11 protein-coding genes and 1 pseudogene are annotated in these 14,750 nt (G+C 70.6%); 1 reads left to right on the top strand and 11 read right to left on the bottom strand.

Features of this window, described 5'->3' with window-relative positions; all coding sequences use genetic code 11:
* Positions 1-50: 50 nt before the first annotated feature.
* The 7 genes and pseudogenes from ATL45_RS13835 to ATL45_RS13805 all read right to left on the bottom strand — a co-directional run bounded on the left by ATL45_RS13835 (position 51) and on the right by ATL45_RS13805 (position 7,048).
* Positions 51-677, bottom strand: a complete 627-nt coding sequence (locus ATL45_RS13835) for an EndoU domain-containing protein (protein WP_121505339.1) — start codon at positions 675-677, stop codon at positions 51-53.
* Positions 678-689: 12 nt separating this feature from the next.
* Positions 690-2,405, bottom strand: coding sequence for a WXG100 family type VII secretion target (locus tag ATL45_RS40160; RefSeq protein ID WP_177241946.1), 1,716 nt, complete (start codon positions 2,403-2,405; stop codon positions 690-692).
* 50 nt (positions 2,406-2,455) lie between these two features.
* Positions 2,456-3,058 (bottom strand): YbaB/EbfC family nucleoid-associated protein, encoded by a 603-nt coding sequence (locus ATL45_RS13825; RefSeq protein ID WP_093151025.1) that lies wholly within the window; start codon positions 3,056-3,058, stop codon positions 2,456-2,458.
* Positions 3,059-3,821: 763 nt separating this feature from the next.
* Positions 3,822-4,103, bottom strand: a pseudogene (locus ATL45_RS40155) (type VII secretion target); the annotation flags it as partial.
* Positions 4,104-4,123: 20 nt separating this feature from the next.
* Positions 4,124-4,885, bottom strand: a complete 762-nt coding sequence (locus tag ATL45_RS13815; RefSeq protein ID WP_093151017.1) for an ESX secretion-associated protein EspG — start codon at positions 4,883-4,885, stop codon at positions 4,124-4,126.
* Complete coding sequence (locus ATL45_RS13810) at positions 4,882-6,570, bottom strand: PPE domain-containing protein (RefSeq protein ID WP_093151010.1); 1,689 nt, start codon at positions 6,568-6,570, stop codon at positions 4,882-4,884. The genes ATL45_RS13815 and ATL45_RS13810 overlap by 4 nt, the downstream gene beginning before the upstream one ends.
* A gap of 52 nt (positions 6,571-6,622) precedes the next feature.
* Positions 6,623-7,048: a hypothetical protein gene (locus ATL45_RS13805; RefSeq protein WP_093151008.1), complete on the bottom strand. Its 426-nt coding sequence runs from the start codon at positions 7,046-7,048 to the stop codon at positions 6,623-6,625.
* Between the two features lie 180 nt (positions 7,049-7,228).
* Between ATL45_RS13805 and ATL45_RS13800 the strand changes: the two genes are divergently transcribed.
* Entirely contained in the window at positions 7,229-9,313 is a 2,085-nt protein-coding gene (locus ATL45_RS13800) for an AfsR/SARP family transcriptional regulator (protein WP_246025327.1), read from the top strand.
* 48 nt (positions 9,314-9,361) lie between these two features.
* Here the strand turns inward: ATL45_RS13800 and ATL45_RS13795 are convergent, their stop codons facing one another.
* From ATL45_RS13795 to ATL45_RS13780, 4 genes are all read right to left on the bottom strand, one after another.
* Complete coding sequence (locus ATL45_RS13795) at positions 9,362-10,216, bottom strand: SGNH/GDSL hydrolase family protein (protein ID WP_246025326.1); 855 nt, start codon at positions 10,214-10,216, stop codon at positions 9,362-9,364.
* Between the two features lie 170 nt (positions 10,217-10,386).
* Entirely contained in the window at positions 10,387-12,660 is a 2,274-nt protein-coding gene (locus tag ATL45_RS13790; RefSeq protein ID WP_093151005.1) for an oxidoreductase, read from the bottom strand.
* A 288-nt stretch (positions 12,661-12,948) separates the two neighbouring features.
* The gene (locus ATL45_RS13785) at positions 12,949-13,707 is read right to left on the bottom strand and encodes an amino acid ABC transporter ATP-binding protein (protein WP_093151002.1); all 759 of its coding nucleotides are present in this window, start codon (positions 13,705-13,707) and stop codon (positions 12,949-12,951) included.
* 127 nt (positions 13,708-13,834) lie between these two features.
* Positions 13,835-14,680: an amino acid ABC transporter permease gene (locus ATL45_RS13780; protein WP_093151000.1), complete on the bottom strand. Its 846-nt coding sequence runs from the start codon at positions 14,678-14,680 to the stop codon at positions 13,835-13,837.
* Positions 14,681-14,750 lie beyond the last annotated feature (70 nt).

The raw sequence follows: 14,750 nt of genomic DNA, 5'->3' as shown, positions 1-14,750 counted from the left end.
GGACCGCCGCCGATTCGCACGACATCCGGCCAGGGCTCTGGCCAGCGGGATCAGGGGGACAGGACCGGGAAGTACGTCAACGCCTCGCCCGTGGCCACGTCGTAGTAGCCCGCCAGTTCCATGCCGCGCCACATCCCCGACCAGGCTCCGGTGGCCTGGTCGTAGATCAGCTCCGGTGAGGCCCAGGCCCCGTCGCCGGCCTGCGCGACCTCCTGCTCGGACCACGAGACCGGGAAGTACGTGTGGTCCACGAGGTGCGGCGATTGGTTGTTGCGGGCCGGGACCTCGGTCGTCATCCTCGTCGGTTCCGGCAGGCCAGCGGGCCTGGCCAGCCCGGGCTCGGCGGCGGTGCCGATGAGGAAGTTGCGCAGCCCGTCGAGCACCGGCCAGAACAGCGACTGCGGGATGACGCACCGCTGCCACGTGCGGTAGAGGCTTTCCAGGAGCACCACGTCGTTGACGAAGTCGATCGAGCAACCGTTGCCGAGCAGCCTGCGCTCGATCTGCCTGCAGTGCCGGAGCTGCTCGATGAGACCGTCCAGGGCGGCGAGGTTCGGCTGGACATCGGTGTGCAGCCAGGCCGCCAGCGGGAGGAACGGCTCCGGAACGGAGATCCGCTGCCTGCGGTGCTCGTCGAAGGTGAAGTGGATCGAATCCCCGATCCCGAACATGGTCAACTCATCCACCTGCTAGTTCATGCCCGTGGCGTAGTAGTTGGTCGGCACCTTCAGGCCCTGCTGATTGGTCCTGTAGTTGCCCTCGATCGTGATGGTCCTGCCGTCGTACGGCCCACCGTTGATCCGCACGTCGTTGTAGAACGACCCCGTCGGGCCGGGCGGGTAACTGCCGTAGCGCGTGCCTCCGTTGTTCCACGCGGTGTTGGCGACCTGCGCGGTCTGACGGTCGTTCATCCCCGGCGGGAACAGGCCCGAGTTGTCCGACTGGGTCTTGTCCATCTGGCCGTGCTGGCCGAAGTCGATCTTCGGGTTCTGCAGGTTCTCGATGTTGTTGCCGGTGTAGTTGCTGTTGGACACCCCGTTGCCGAACCTGTTCGGATCGGGGTTCGGGGTCACGATGTCGTTCTGCCGGACGTGTCCGCCGGACACCGTCTCGACCGGCCCGTACTGGTGGTACTCCCCGCGAGCGGAGTGATTGTGGACGTGGTTGGGGATTCTTCCCTCACGACCGGGTGGCCTCGGCGTGACCAGGGTCGGCGGCCGCCACGGTGGCGGCTGGTTCGCAGGCGGATTGTTCTGCGCGCCGTTGTTCGCGGGCGGGTTGTTCGCAGGTGGGTTGTTGGCTGGCGGATTGTTCGCAGGCGGATTGTTCGCAGGCGGGTTGTTCGCAGGCGGGTTCGCGTTCGCGGCGTTGGTTTGGGCAGGACGATTTCCGCCCTGCGGCCTCGGCGGACCCTGACCCCAAGCACCCTGCGGCCTCGGCGGGCCCTGGCCCCAAGCACCCTGCGGAGCACCGCTTCGGGGAGTGTCTCCGCCCGGTCCGCTCCGCGGAGCGTCTTCGTTGCCCATGGACCGGGTCGACGCCGGGCCGCTCCGCGGAACGTCCCCGCCCGGTCCGCTCCGCGGAGTGTCTCCGTTGCCCGTCGAGCGGGTCGGCGCCGGGCTGTCGGGCTTGTTGCCGGAGCCGCCCTTGTTCTTCTTGATCTTGTCGAGGGCCTTCTTCGCATCACCGAAGCCGTCGCCGAGCTTCTTCATCAGCTTGCCCAGCGACTTCATCGCCTTGACCAGCTTCGTGGTGACATCGGCGATCTTCGCGACCGTCTTGGCCACCGCCGCCACGACCTGCGGAACCACCCAGGCCATCGCCAGGCCCAAGGTCGCCAGCACCTGAAGCGCCCAGGAGATCAGGCTCCCGACCAGGTCGGCGATGATGTCGCGCACCAACGTGCGCACCGCCGCCACGACCTCGCCCGCGGTGCCGACACCCTCCGAGGCGCCCTCGGCCGCCTTCTGCGCCGCCTCGATGAGCTTTCCGGTGTCCTCGCTCTGCTTCCGGTACGCATCACCGGCCGCGCCGACCCAGTTCGCGGTGTCGCTGCTGACGAGACTGGCCATCTCGGTGTTGATCTCACCGAGCTCGGCGGCGACGTTCTTCCACGTCTCCGAGTGCGCCTTGATCTGATCCGCATCGCCCGTCAACGCATCCAGCGCATCTGACAGCGGACCGACGTGCTCCATCAACCAGCCGACACCGGCCGCCAGGATCGACCCGAACGGATCCAGCGCCATGGACAGCGCATCCAGGCCGGTGCCGACTGCGCCCATCACACCGGACGCCCAATCGCCGGACTCGATGGCCTTCTTGGTCTCGTCGATGGATTCCAGGATCGGCACGCCGCTGAACGACTTCGTCGAATCCTCGCGCTCCGCCACCAGCGGATTAGTCACGGCACACTCCAGGATCAGATCAGGGCAACGTCACGGACGGCTTCGGCCGATCAGTCCCGCAGCGGGTCGAAGTCGGGGTCGTCGAAGTCGGGGTCGTCGTCGTCTTCGAAGTTGGGCCGCTTCTTCGGTGCCGCAGGCGGATTCGGTCCGGCGACCGGCGGCGCGGGCGGCGGCGGAGACGGCGTCGGCTCCTCATCGGCCGGGGCGTCCCACTTCGAGGAGACCTCCGGCTCGGCCGACTCGTCCTCGGGCTCTTCGGGGAAGCGCTCGCGGAGGTTGTCCAGCATCATCGTGCGCGTTTGCAGGTCCTCGTCGCCGAGGTGGGCCGCCATCGTCTCGCCGACCCTGTTGGCGATGTCGGCCTGCGCGCGGTGCATCGTGGACAGGATCTGGCTGGCCAGCTCCCTAGGCGGCAGCGAGCGGACCTTGTCGGTGAACTCCAGGTCCGTCACGCTGCCGTCGGCGCGCACCGTGACCTTGATGTGGCCGCCGTCGCTGGTCGCGGTCAGCCGCAGCTGCTCGGTCTCGGCCTGCACGGCCTGGTAGCGCTGGGCCTTCTCCTCGAAGCCCTTCGCCCACTCCTGGATCCGCCGCTCCGCTTCGTCCGGGTCGGCCCCGATCGCAGCGAAGCCGCCCTGGTTCTGGCCCGGCATCGCACTTCCTCCAAAGAACTCTTCATCTGCGAACCGCCTGCTGCCCCGGCTCGGGGTGGCGGTGTTACCTCAGCGGTTCGACCCGCTCCTGCGCCGATCAGGCCTCGCGATTCCGGACAGGTGCGTCGTAGGACGCCGGGATTCCCTGGTTCATCGGCCGCAACGCCTCCGAATCCCCAGCCGGAATCCCCTGCTGCACCGCGTGCAACGGCTCCGAATACGACGCCGGAGCACCCTGGTTCATCGGCCGCAACGCCTCCGAATCCCCAGCCGGAACTCCCTGCTGCACCGCGTGCAACGGCCCGGAGAACGACGCCGGTGTCGCCATCTGCCTCGGCTCGGTCAGGTGCGCGGGCTCGGCCATCTGCCGAGGCTCGTACCGCTGAGCACCTTCAGCCCGCTGGAAGGGCTCGGCCATCTGCCGCGGCTCGGCCTGCATCGGCTCCGACATCTGCCTCAGTTCCGCCCGCTGGAAGCCCTCGGGTGCCTGCCTCGGTTCCGCGTACGAAGCGGGAGTCATCTGCCCCGCCGAGTCCGAGTCCGAGCTCATCGCCGGTCCGGATGCCGCACGTCCGGCGAACTCCTGCGGCATGGCCTGGCCCGCGCCGCCGGACTGCGCGTTGTACCCGGAGGCCGTCGTGCCCGCGGGCTCGCCCATGTTGAAGCCGGTCGGAGCGGTTCCCGACGCACCGCCAGCAACGGCCGGGACGCCGAGCTGCGCCACGGCGGATTCCTTGACCCGCACCGCGTCGTCGAACTTGCCGAAGTTGTCCGCGCCCGCCTCGTCGGTCTCCTGGTACTCCTTGGCCGTCTGGCGCACGTTGTCCGCCGTCGTGGTCACGCCCTCCTTGGCGGCCTTGAGCGCCGCCATCCCCTCCTCCTCGGTGGGGTTGATGATGGGCGGCAGGAACGAGCACAGCAGACCGTAGGCGTCGTCGGACATCGCCGTTTCGGCCGCGGAGATCGCGGTGTCGAACCGGTCGGCCAGGCCGTCCAGGTGGCTGGCGTGCGCGGTCAGGTCCTCGGCTTCGACCTGGAACGTCATGGCTGTACCTCTTCAGCTCGTCAGTCGAGTTTGCCCAGGACTTCGGCCAGGCGGTGCTCGATGCGGCGGTTGTCTGCCGGGGCGATGCTCAGCCAGTCGCCTTCGCTGACCATCAGGTACCGGCCTTCGTTGGTGTCGAACCAGGTGACCAGCGTCGACTGCCGCTCGCCCCGGTGCGTGACGCCGAACTGCCCGCCACCGACGCGTGTTTCGACGAGCTCGGCCAGTGCCGCGGCCTCAGATCCGGACAGCCCGGCCCGGACGAGCGCGGTCTCGTCGTCGTAGTCCCCGCCGAACGGGTCGTCCTCGTCCTCTTCGAGCGCCTTGTTCAGCTGCTCCTTGCGCAGCGACAGCGTGCGCTTGCCGCCGGGTTCGCCGGGCGGCAGCACGCTCACCGCGGCCAGGGCCAGCGCGGTGGGCCGGATCTCGGTCAGCAGCAGCTGGTCGTCCGCCAGCTGGGCCAGCACGCCGGAACGCCGGGTGACCGCCGCGAAGGCCTGCACCGGGGCACCGAGGTGTCCGACCGCGTCCACCGAGGTGTCGTGCTCGACCAGCAGCCGGAGCATCGCCACCAGGTCCTCGTCGAGCTCGTCGCCCTTCGCGAGGCCGCGGCCCGCCAGCGCGCGGAACGCGTCGGCGGCGAGGTCGGCGCGTTCCTCCATCGTCCGGCCCAGACTGGGCACCCGTAGCGGGAACTTCGGGCGGCCGAAGCCGAGCGCGTCGTTGACCAGGTCGTACTCGGCGGCCGACAGCACGAAGTTCGGCGCTGTTGTCGTCGTCATTCCTTGTCCCGCTTCTTCCGCTTGCCCTCGCCGATCACCGGCGGCGGCAGGTCGGCGCCGGGCACCTCGACGATCTGGCCGCCCTGCACGTACTTCGCCCGGCGTTCGTTGTCGTCCTCACCGCGGCCGCGCTGACCGGCGGCGCCGCCCATCGGGCCGGCACCCATCCCGGCCGCGCCGGCAGCACCCGGCGTGCCGGGCGCACCGCCCATGCCGCGGCCGCCGAAACCGCCCTCACCAGGACGTCCGGTGCCCGAGGTACCACCGGGGGTCATGTTGGACGAGCCGCCGCCAGCGCCACCGCCGCCGAAACCACCGGCGCCGCCCGCGCCGCCGCCGACACCCGGGACCGGCGGAACCGGGCCGCCGCGGAACCCACCGGGCCCACCGGGGCCGGTGCCGACGGGGCCACCGCTCGGGCCACCACCGGTCGGGATCTGCGGGAGCGGGCCACGCCACGGCTGGGGGCCGCTGGTCGGGTTGTTGCCCGGACCGCCCGGCCGGTTGGTGTTGCCGGGCCGGTTGTTGGGCCAGCCGGTGCCCGGCACCGGCGGAACGTCGCCGAACGACCGCGGCTGGTACTGGTGATCCCCGCCGCCGCCCGGAACCGGGGGCAGGTTCGGCGGCCTGAAGCTCTGCGGGTTCGTGCTCTGCGGATTAGTGCCCTGCGGCGTCGAGCCGGTGACGTCACCCAGCGGCGGCATCTTCGGCATCGGCATCGCCTTGGTCGGGCCGTCGATCCCGCCGAGCTTGGGCATCGGCATCGCCTTGGTCGGCCCGTCGATCCCACCGGGCTTCCCGGGAACGCCACCGGGCACCCCGCCCAGCGGCGGCATGTTCGGGGCGCCGGGCGCTCCGGGGCCACCCGGCACGCCGCCGGGGCCACCGGGAACTCCGCCCGGACCGCCGGGCACGCCACCGGGCGCGCCCGGGCCACCGGCACTGGCCGCGACGGTGCTGTCCGGCACACCCGGCACCCCACCTGGTGCGCCGGGCCCACCCGGCGCTCCGGCGGGCACGGAATCCTCCATCGGCGTGCCCTGCTGCTGCGGTTCGACGCTGGGCAGCACGCGCTTCGCCGCGACCAGCTGCATCTTCTCCACCGGGTTCGGCGGGGGCTCGAAGCTCGGCGTGTCCTGGTCGATGTTGCGGGACTCGTTCTCCATCCAGGACATGACCTGGACGGCGCGCTCGTGCGAGTCGGCGGCCTTGGCCTCGTGGATCTGCAGGTCCACGGTGGCCCGCATGAAGCCTTCGAGGTTGCCCGCGGTGTAGGTGCCGATCAGCGCGGCGGCCAGGTTCTCCTTGCCCTTGACCGGCTCGGGCATCTCGGTCTTGGCGACCTCCATGATCCGGCCCTGGGTGCCGATCCGCTCCGACAGCGTGCCCGCGGTCGCACCCGCGTCGGTGTTCCAGTCGACCAGCTGCTGGATCGCCGCGCGCGCCGCGTCGGCCGCCTCGCCCTGCCAGCCCGACTCGGTGGACCGCAGCTGCTCCGACATCCGCTGCGAGGACTCGTCGATGTCGCTGCTCAGCGACTTCCACTCGTCGGCCAGCTGCCCGACCCGGCCGGGGTCGTTGTTGTTGTGCACCGCCGCGTAGAGCTCGTCGTGGCTGCGCGAGGCCCAGTTCTGCGTCTCCGTCAGAACGACGTCTTGGCCAAGCTTGGCTTTCGGCTCGGTCATCTCAGGCTTTCATCCCCTCGGCTGCGGCAGGTGAGCCCCAGCAACGGCGCCATCACATGGGGCGCTGGAACGCGTCATCGGCGATCTTGCGGAACGAATCCGCCGCGTACTCGTCGGCACGCTCGTAGGTGCGCATGGCCGCGTTGATCGCGTCCCGCGCTTCCTCGAGCACCTCGCGGTACTTCCTCAGCGCATCGTTGAACGAACGACCGGTGCCCTCGGCCCGATTGGCGAACTTCGTCGCCATCGCCTCCGCGACCGGGTTCTCGCCCAGCGGGGCGTTCACGGTGAGACCGCCCGCCCTGGACACCCAGGTGTCCACCTTGGACATCTGGTCCTCGAGCGCGATGCGGATCTGCTCGCCCGCCGCCGGGTCCAAGCGCAGCTGCTGCGATTCCACCGCTTGGCGCAACCGCTTCACACCCACGGCGGAGCGCTCCAGGTTCTGGACCGCCTGGACTTCCTCGGGTTCGCTCATGAATCCCCCAGCCACAACATCACCGCACTATGCTGGCAACCGCCGCCAACGTCGCACCAACGTCGCACCAACTCGTGGGGTGGCGAGGCGAGCGCGCCCGGTAGAGCACTCGAACGAGAGCGGATGTCTTCCCCCAGAACACCAACACAACTGCGAATACGCCTGCTGGGGCCTGTGGAAATGCTGCGGGCCGACGGCAGTGCGGCCGCGATCGGCGCGGCCAAGCGGCGCAGCATCCTCGCCGCGCTGGCCATCGAGCTCAACCGCGTCGTCTCCGCGGACCGGCTGATGGACCTGGCGTGGGAGGGCGCGCCGCCGCCCACCGCCAAAGCCGCCCTGCAGGGCCACGTCGCGCAGCTGCGCAAGGACCTCGGCGACGGTGTCGAACTCGTCACCCGCGCGCCCGGCTACCAGCTGCGCGCGCCGCGCTCCGCGGTCGACATGACGCAGTTCGAGGACCTGGTCGCCGCCGCCCGCGACGCGCCCGACGCCGAAGCCGTCGAACTGCTGGACACCGCGCTGTCCCTGCACCGCGGGTCGCCGCTGGCCGACGTCTCGGCCGAGCGGTTGCGCCGGGAGGTCGTGGACCGGCTGGACGAGTCCATGATCAACGCGGTGCACGAGCTGGCCTGGCGGCTGCACCGGATCGGCCGCGCGGCCGAGGGGATCAACCCGCTGCGCGAGGCCGTGGCGATGCGGCCGCTGCGCGAACCCCTGGTGGAACTGCTGGTGCTGAGCCTGCACCAGGCCGGCAGGCAGGCCGAGGCGCTCGACGTCTACCACGCGACGCGGACCCGGCTCGCCGAGGAGCTCGGCGTCGTCCCCGGTCCCGCGCTGCAGGCCGCGTTCCACGGCGTGCTCAGCGCCGCGGAGGAGTCCGAACCACCCTCCGCACCGGCACAACTACCCAGGGAGAGCACCGGTTTCGTCGGGCGTGCCGACGAACTGGCGCAGCTCGACCGGACCCGCGGCGACGGCGCCGTGCAGATCCTCACCGGACCGGCCGGCGTCGGCAAGACGGCGCTCGCGCTGCGCTGGGCGCACCGGTCGGCCGCGCAGTTCCCGGACGGCTGCCTGTTCGCCGACCTGCAGGGGATCGCCGAGGCCGATCCGGTGGAACCCGGCCACGTGCTGGGCGGTTTCCTCCGCGCGCTCGGCGTCGCCGAGGCCCGCATCCCGGACAACACCGACGAGCGCGCCGCGCTGTACCGCTCGATGCTGTCCAGCCGCCGGATGCTGGTGGTCCTCGACAACGCGCGCTCGGCCGCGCAGGTCCGCCCGCTGCTGCCCGGTGCCGGCTGCTCGGTGCTGGTGACCAGCCGGAGCAGGCTGAACGGTCTCGCCGCCATCGCCGGCGCGGTGCAGATCCCGGTGTCCCCGCTGAGCCGCGAAGCGGCCGTCGACGTGCTCCGGACCGTCCTCGGCGCCAAGCGGATCGACACCGAGCCGGACGCCGCCGCCGAGCTCGCCGAGCTGTGCGACCGGCTCCCGCTGGCGCTGCGGATCGCCGCGGCGCGCGCCCCGAACCGCACGATCCGCTCGCTGGTCGCCGCCACCGCCAACGATCGCCACCGGCTGGACACCCTCTCGCTGCCGGATTCCGGCGAAGGCGTCCGCACCGCCCTGGCCGCGAGCTACCGCTGGCTCGAGCCCGCATCGGCCCGGCTGTTCCGGCTGCTGGGCGAGCACCCCGGTGACAGCATCGACTGCTTGGCGGCCGCTGCGCTCGCGGGCGCCGCAGCGCACGAGACCCAGTCCCAGCTGGAGCAGCTGGCCTCGGTGCACCTGCTGCAGGAGAGCGGCCAGGGCCGCTACCGGTGGTCCGACCTGGTCCGGCTCTACGCGGTGGGGATCGGCCAGGAGGATCCGGTGCCGGAGCGCAACGCCGCTTTCACCAGGCTCCTCGAGCACTACATGCACATCGCCGACCGCGGCCTGCGGTTCGTCGTGGACTCCCCGTGGCACCGCTGGGTGTCGCCGGCTCCCACCGAGCTGCCCGATGTCCGCACCGCGCAGGCGGCGCTGAGCTGGTTCCGGGCGGAGGAGACCAACCTGCACCGGGTGCTCGAACTGGCGATCTCGCGCGGCGAGCACGCGCGGGCGTGCCACCTGGCGCTGTCGCTGGAGCGCTTCCACCACCGCCTCGGCGACCGGGAGGCGCAGACCGAGCTGTCCCGGCGCGGTCTGGGCATCGCCCGCGAACTGGGCGACACCCGAGCGCAGGCGATCTTCTCCGCGCACCTCTGCGAGAACCTCGCCTCCTGACGCCCAGCAAGAAGCCCCCGTGCGCGCGGGGGCTTTCTGCTGGTCACCTCAGGCTCGGTGGTCGGAGACCGCGTTCGCCACTTCTCGGCCGAAGGCCGCCATGCCGCGGGCGTTCGGGTGCAGCGGTGCGGCTTCCGATGTCGGGACCAGGCCTTCGAAGTACTTGTCCTTCGGGGCCGCGCAGGTGTCGTGGCCCACGCTCACCGGGCCCAGGTCCACGAACCCGGCGCCGTGCGCTTCGGCGCGCTCCCGCAGCATCGCGCTGAGCTTGTCCACACTGGACTGGACGTAGTCGGCGTCCCGCGGCCACATCGGCTGCACCGGATAACAACCGCCGGGCCGCAGGTAGGTTCCGTAGCCGACGAGCACCACCTCGGCGTTCGGCGCCAGGTAGCGGATCTGCGCGAGCATCTCGTCCACCTTCGGCACCAGCGCGTCGATCCGCGACCCCAGCTCGTCGCGCCCGCCCGCGGTGAAGCGGTCCGCGCAGGACTTGCCGAGCGGCTCGGGCAGCAGGTTCACGCAGGAGACCGCAGCCTGCACCAGCTGCACGTCGTTGCCGCCGATGGTGACCGTGACCAGGTCGGTCCGGCGGCTGAGCACGTCGTACTGCGGCGGCAGGATTCCGTACTGGCGCTGGGAGAAGTCGTCGATCTTCGCGCCGGAGCAGGTCACGTCGACGAGGTCCGCGCCGATCAGCGAGGCCGCCACCTGCGGGTAGTTCATCTCGGAGCGGAAGCAGAGCAGGTTCGGATCCTGGTTCGGGATGAGCGGGCCGGCTGCGGCGGAATCGCCCAGCGCGACGTACTCGAAGTCGTCGGCCGCGTGCGCGGCCGGGGCGAGCAGGGCTGCCGCGGTGGCTAGGGCGAAGGCGAGTTGGGGGAGACGACGGAATCGGACCACGCGAACCTCCGTGCCGTGGCTGAACAGGGGCGAACCTGATCTAGCACGGCTGATCCGCTCCGGCCCGGGATTTCACCCTTCCGTCGGGTGCACTCCACCGAACCCCGTACCAGAGCCCGAATTCCCAGGTGTGGGCTCCGCGCCCGGCGCGAAATCGACGCCGCCTCCCGTCACGGGTCGCGGCGCAGCGCTCGGGTGATGCCCGCTGCGACCGTGGTCGCCAGGATCCAGCCCGCCGCGATCAGGACCACCGTGATCCACTCCGAGTTGCCCTCGGCCCGCCACATCACGTCGTGGCCCAGGTTGATGATCGGCACCAGCTGGTCGACCGTGTACAGGAAGGGATTCCACACCGGGTGGTCCTCCTCGTTGATCGGCACCAGCTCGTGGAAGCTGAACCAGCTGGTGCCCGCCGCGGTGAGCATGACCAGCCAGATCAGCGCGCGCAGCGGGCGGAAGCCGTAGCTCACCGTGACCAGCTGCAGCATGCTCCACAGCCGCACCGGCAACCGGAAGACCGGCCGGGTGGCCGCCGCGATCGCCTGGTAGCGGCGCCGCTGCTTCTCGATCAGCACGGTGACCGCGTGCTCCTCGTTGCCGTTGCCGCGGAACACCTTCGCCAGCTGGTCGTAGGGCCCCGGCTGGTAGCGGCCGCCGGAGTTGGCGCGCAGCCAGCCCAGCCGCTCCAGCACGGTGGCGCGGTCGGTGGGCTCGATGGTCTCGGTGAAGTTGTCGTAGGTGAAGTCCTCGACGTCCACGCCGCCGGAGGCCGCCCACAGCTCCGAGTTGTCCGCCAGCAGCTCGCACTGCGCCTGCCGCAGCATGATCCGGCCCTGCGGCGCGGTCTCCGGCAGCAGCGTGAACTCCTGCACGACCAGGCCGAACGCGTTGATCGCGTTGCGGCTGGAGCCGTCGCCGAGCCGGCAGCCCAGGAAGTTGGCCTGCCGCCCGATCTCCGCGCGCCGCAGCTGCACCTCGCCCTCGGCCAGGAACGGCCGGTTGCCCGCCGCGCACACCAGGTCGCGCGCGATCTGCGCGGCGCGCAGGTCGACCGACGGCTTGTAGGCCATCTTGTGCCGGTGCCACGCGGGTTTGGTCAGCTGCGCCGAGCGCAGGTCGACGTTGGCGCCGATCCGGGCGCCCTGCAGCTGGACGGAGCCCGAGATGTCGGTCTCCCGGCAGTCCAGGTTGCTGCCCACGTTGATCCGGCTGGCCTGCACCACGTCGGTGCGCGGTCCGCGCAGCCGCGCGCGGTTGAGCTGGAAGCTGCCCGCCACCCGGACGTCGACCATCCGCACCTGGCCGTGCAGGTCGACGCGCGAGGCGTCCACGTTGCCGAGCACCTCGGTGCCGTCGATGTGCAGCGCGCGCAGCGGCTGCTCCACCGCGGCCTTCGCCGACCGCGACCAGCCCAGGTCGATGTTCGCGCCGGCCATCCGCAGGTCACCGCCGATCCGCGCGCTGACCATCCGGATGGTGCCGCCGCTGCGGAAGCCCTGGTCGATCTGCACGTCACCGCGGATGTCGCCGCGGTCGAAGATCAGCGTGCTGGTCGGGTCGTCGTGCTTGGAATCGCCGCGCCGCGGCGGCATCACGCCGGGTTCGAGCACCGCGTCGCGAAGCCGGACGTCACCCGCGATGTGCGCGCTGGGCAGGTACAGCACTCCGGCCACGGTGAACGGCCGCCGGGTCAGCGGATCGACGTCGCAGCGCAGGCTGCCGCCGATCTGGATCCCGTTGGCGTTCAAGGCGATCCGGCCGCGGTTGCGCAGCGCGCCGCCGGAGAGGTTGAGGTTGCCGCCGACCTTCGCGCCGGGGATGCGGATCTCGCCGGAGGTCTGCAGCCGCAGCCCGAGCAGCGCGCCGGAGACCGCCAGCCGGTCGCCGTAGACGGCCCGGCCGCCGGGGTTGCGCAGCTCGCAGTCGTTGAACAGCAGGGAGCCGCCGAGCTGCGCGTCCGCCAGGTCGATGCCACCGGTGCTGAGGCAGTGGCGCAGCACGGTGTCGTTGCTGGTGGTGAGGTTCCGGGCGTTGAGGCCGGGCAGTCGGCAGTGCCAGAGCACCAGCCCGGCGATGGAGGCCTGCCGGAGGTCGGGGACGAGTTCGAACCGGCAGCGGACGAATTCCAGCAGGTACGGCAGATCGGTGGCCCGCAGGTCGACGCGCCCGGTGATCACCGCGTTCTCGATGGCGATGACCGGCTGCTGGCCGGTGCGCCGGGAGAAGGGCCGCCAGCCGGTCTCGTCGAGCGACTCCACCAGGCGGCGGCTGAGGTACTCGCCGCGGATCACCCGGTCCGGGTCGTGGTTGACGGCGTGCACGTCCAGCGGTCGACCGGTGTCCGGTGCCGCGCGGTCGCCCCGGCTCTGCCGCAGCAGTTCCTCGAACCGCTGCTCGGCCGCGGTCAGCGGACCGTTGCTCTCCCACGGCTTGACGACCGCCACCAGTTCCCCCGACCGTGTCCCGTTTCGTTGCTCCACACGAAAGGTAGTCGATCTGCTACCCCGACAACTCCGACGTGCGACCACGAATGACGGTTGCGAACGGACCAGCAATGCAGCCGAACGGCCTAACCGGACGGTTCCACGTGAAACAAACCGTCGGCGTGTCGCAAGAACGACACGCCGACGGCAGGGACGACTTCCGCAATTTCAATGGAAATCGGACGTCTGATTTCCATTGAAATTGCGTCGCTCCGGGCCCCGGTGGGCGCTGCGGGCGACGGGATTCCGTTACTCCGCAGGGGTTTGCGGGTGGGTGTGGGTGGGGTCGAGGACCCGGGCGAGGAAGGTGCGGGTGCGCTCCTCCTTCGGGTTGCCGATGACCTCCGCGGGCGGGCCCTGCTCGACGATCCCGCCGCCGTCCATGAACAGCACCCGGTCGGCGACCTCCCGGGCGAACTGCATCTCGTGGGTCACCACCAGCATCGTCATGCCCTCGTCGGCGAGCTGGCGCATCACGCCGAGCACGTCACCGACCAGCTCCGGGTCCAGCGCCGAGGTCGGCTCGTCGAACAGCATCACCTTCGGGTTCATCGACAGCGCCCGCGCGATCGCGACCCGCTGCTGCTGACCACCGGAGAGCTGCGCGGGCATCGCGTCGGCCTTCTCGGCCAGCCCGACCCGCTCCAGGTTCTCCCGCGCGATCTTCTCCGCGGTCTTCTTGTCGCGCCCCAGCACCTTGCGCTGCGCGATCGTCAGGTTGTCCAGCACGGGCAGGTGCGAGAACAGGTTGAACTGCTGGAACACCATGCCGACGTGCCGCCGCGCGCCGTCCAGGTCGGTGTCCGGGTCGGTGAGCTCGGTGCCGTCCACCACGACCTTGCCCGCGGTCGGCTCCTCCAGCAGGTTCACGCAGCGCAGCAGCGTGGACTTGCCGGACCCGGACGGGCCGATCACGCACACCACCTCGCCGCGCTCGACCTGCAGATCGACGTCGCGCAGCACCTCGAGCGAACCGAACGACTTGGCCAGTCCGGAAATCTCGATCATCACAGTCCCGCCTCTCCGCGATCCACAGTGGTGATTGCGTTCGGAATAGCTCTCGCGTTTCGCGGTTTCTTGTGCGTCACGTTCCCCTGCGGTGCGGTCGAGCGGGACTGGAGTTGACACGGACTGGTCATGCCCCGGCACCTCCGTGGCCGCCCTTGGTCCGCACCGCGCCGCCGTACTTGCGCTCCAGCAGGTTCGACACCCGCGACAGCGGAATGGTGATGATCAGGTAGCACAGCCCGGCGATCAGCAGCGGTGTCAGCGAGGCGTACTCGTTCAGCGCCGCCCGGCCGTACTTGGCCAGCTCGTACTCGTTGCTGGCCAGGCCGAGCAGGTAGATCAGCGAGGAGTCCTTGGTCAGCAGGATCAGCTCGTTGGTCAGCGGCGGCAGGATGATCCGGAACGCCTGCGGCATCACCACGGTGATCATGGTCCGGGCCGGCGACATGCCCAGCGAGCGCGCCGCCTCGATCTGCCCCTTGGGCACCGCCTGGATGCCCGCCCGGATGGTCTCGGCCATGTAAGCGGCGCCGACCAGGCCGAGCGCGAGCATCGCGGTGGAGTAGATGTCGAACCGCAGCTGGAAGGCGATCGGCACGCCGAAACCGAGCGCGATGAACACCAGCAGCGCGGGCAGCCCGCGGAACAGCTCGATGTAGCCGGTGGCGATCCAGCGGTAGGGGCCGACCGACGACATCTTCATCAGCGCCAGCACGACGCCCAGCGCGAGCCCGAAGGCGAAGCCGAGAGCGGTGTAGATGATGGTGTTCACCAGCGCCGTGGTGATCACCGCGGGGAACTGCGCGATCGCCACGTCGACGTTGAAGAACGCCCGCGCGATCGAGCTCCAGTCCGCGACCACGGCCACCACGACGAGGGCCACGACCAGCACCGCGTACTGGATGCCCCGGTTCAGCCTCGCCCGCTGCCGCCGGCCCAGCTTCGACTTGGGTCGCTCGGTGTCGGTTGTCATGAAGTCTCCTGATCAGTGTTCGGGGCCGGCGGTTGGAGCATCCGCCGACCCCGCTGCTGAGAATTCGAGA

Source organism: Saccharopolyspora antimicrobica, assembly GCF_003635025.1.
In the GTDB taxonomy this organism is placed as follows: Bacteria; Actinomycetota; Actinomycetes; order Mycobacteriales; family Pseudonocardiaceae; genus Saccharopolyspora; species Saccharopolyspora antimicrobica.
The sequence above is the reverse complement of the archived record's forward strand: the minus strand, read 5'-3'. Positions and strand labels throughout refer to the sequence as shown.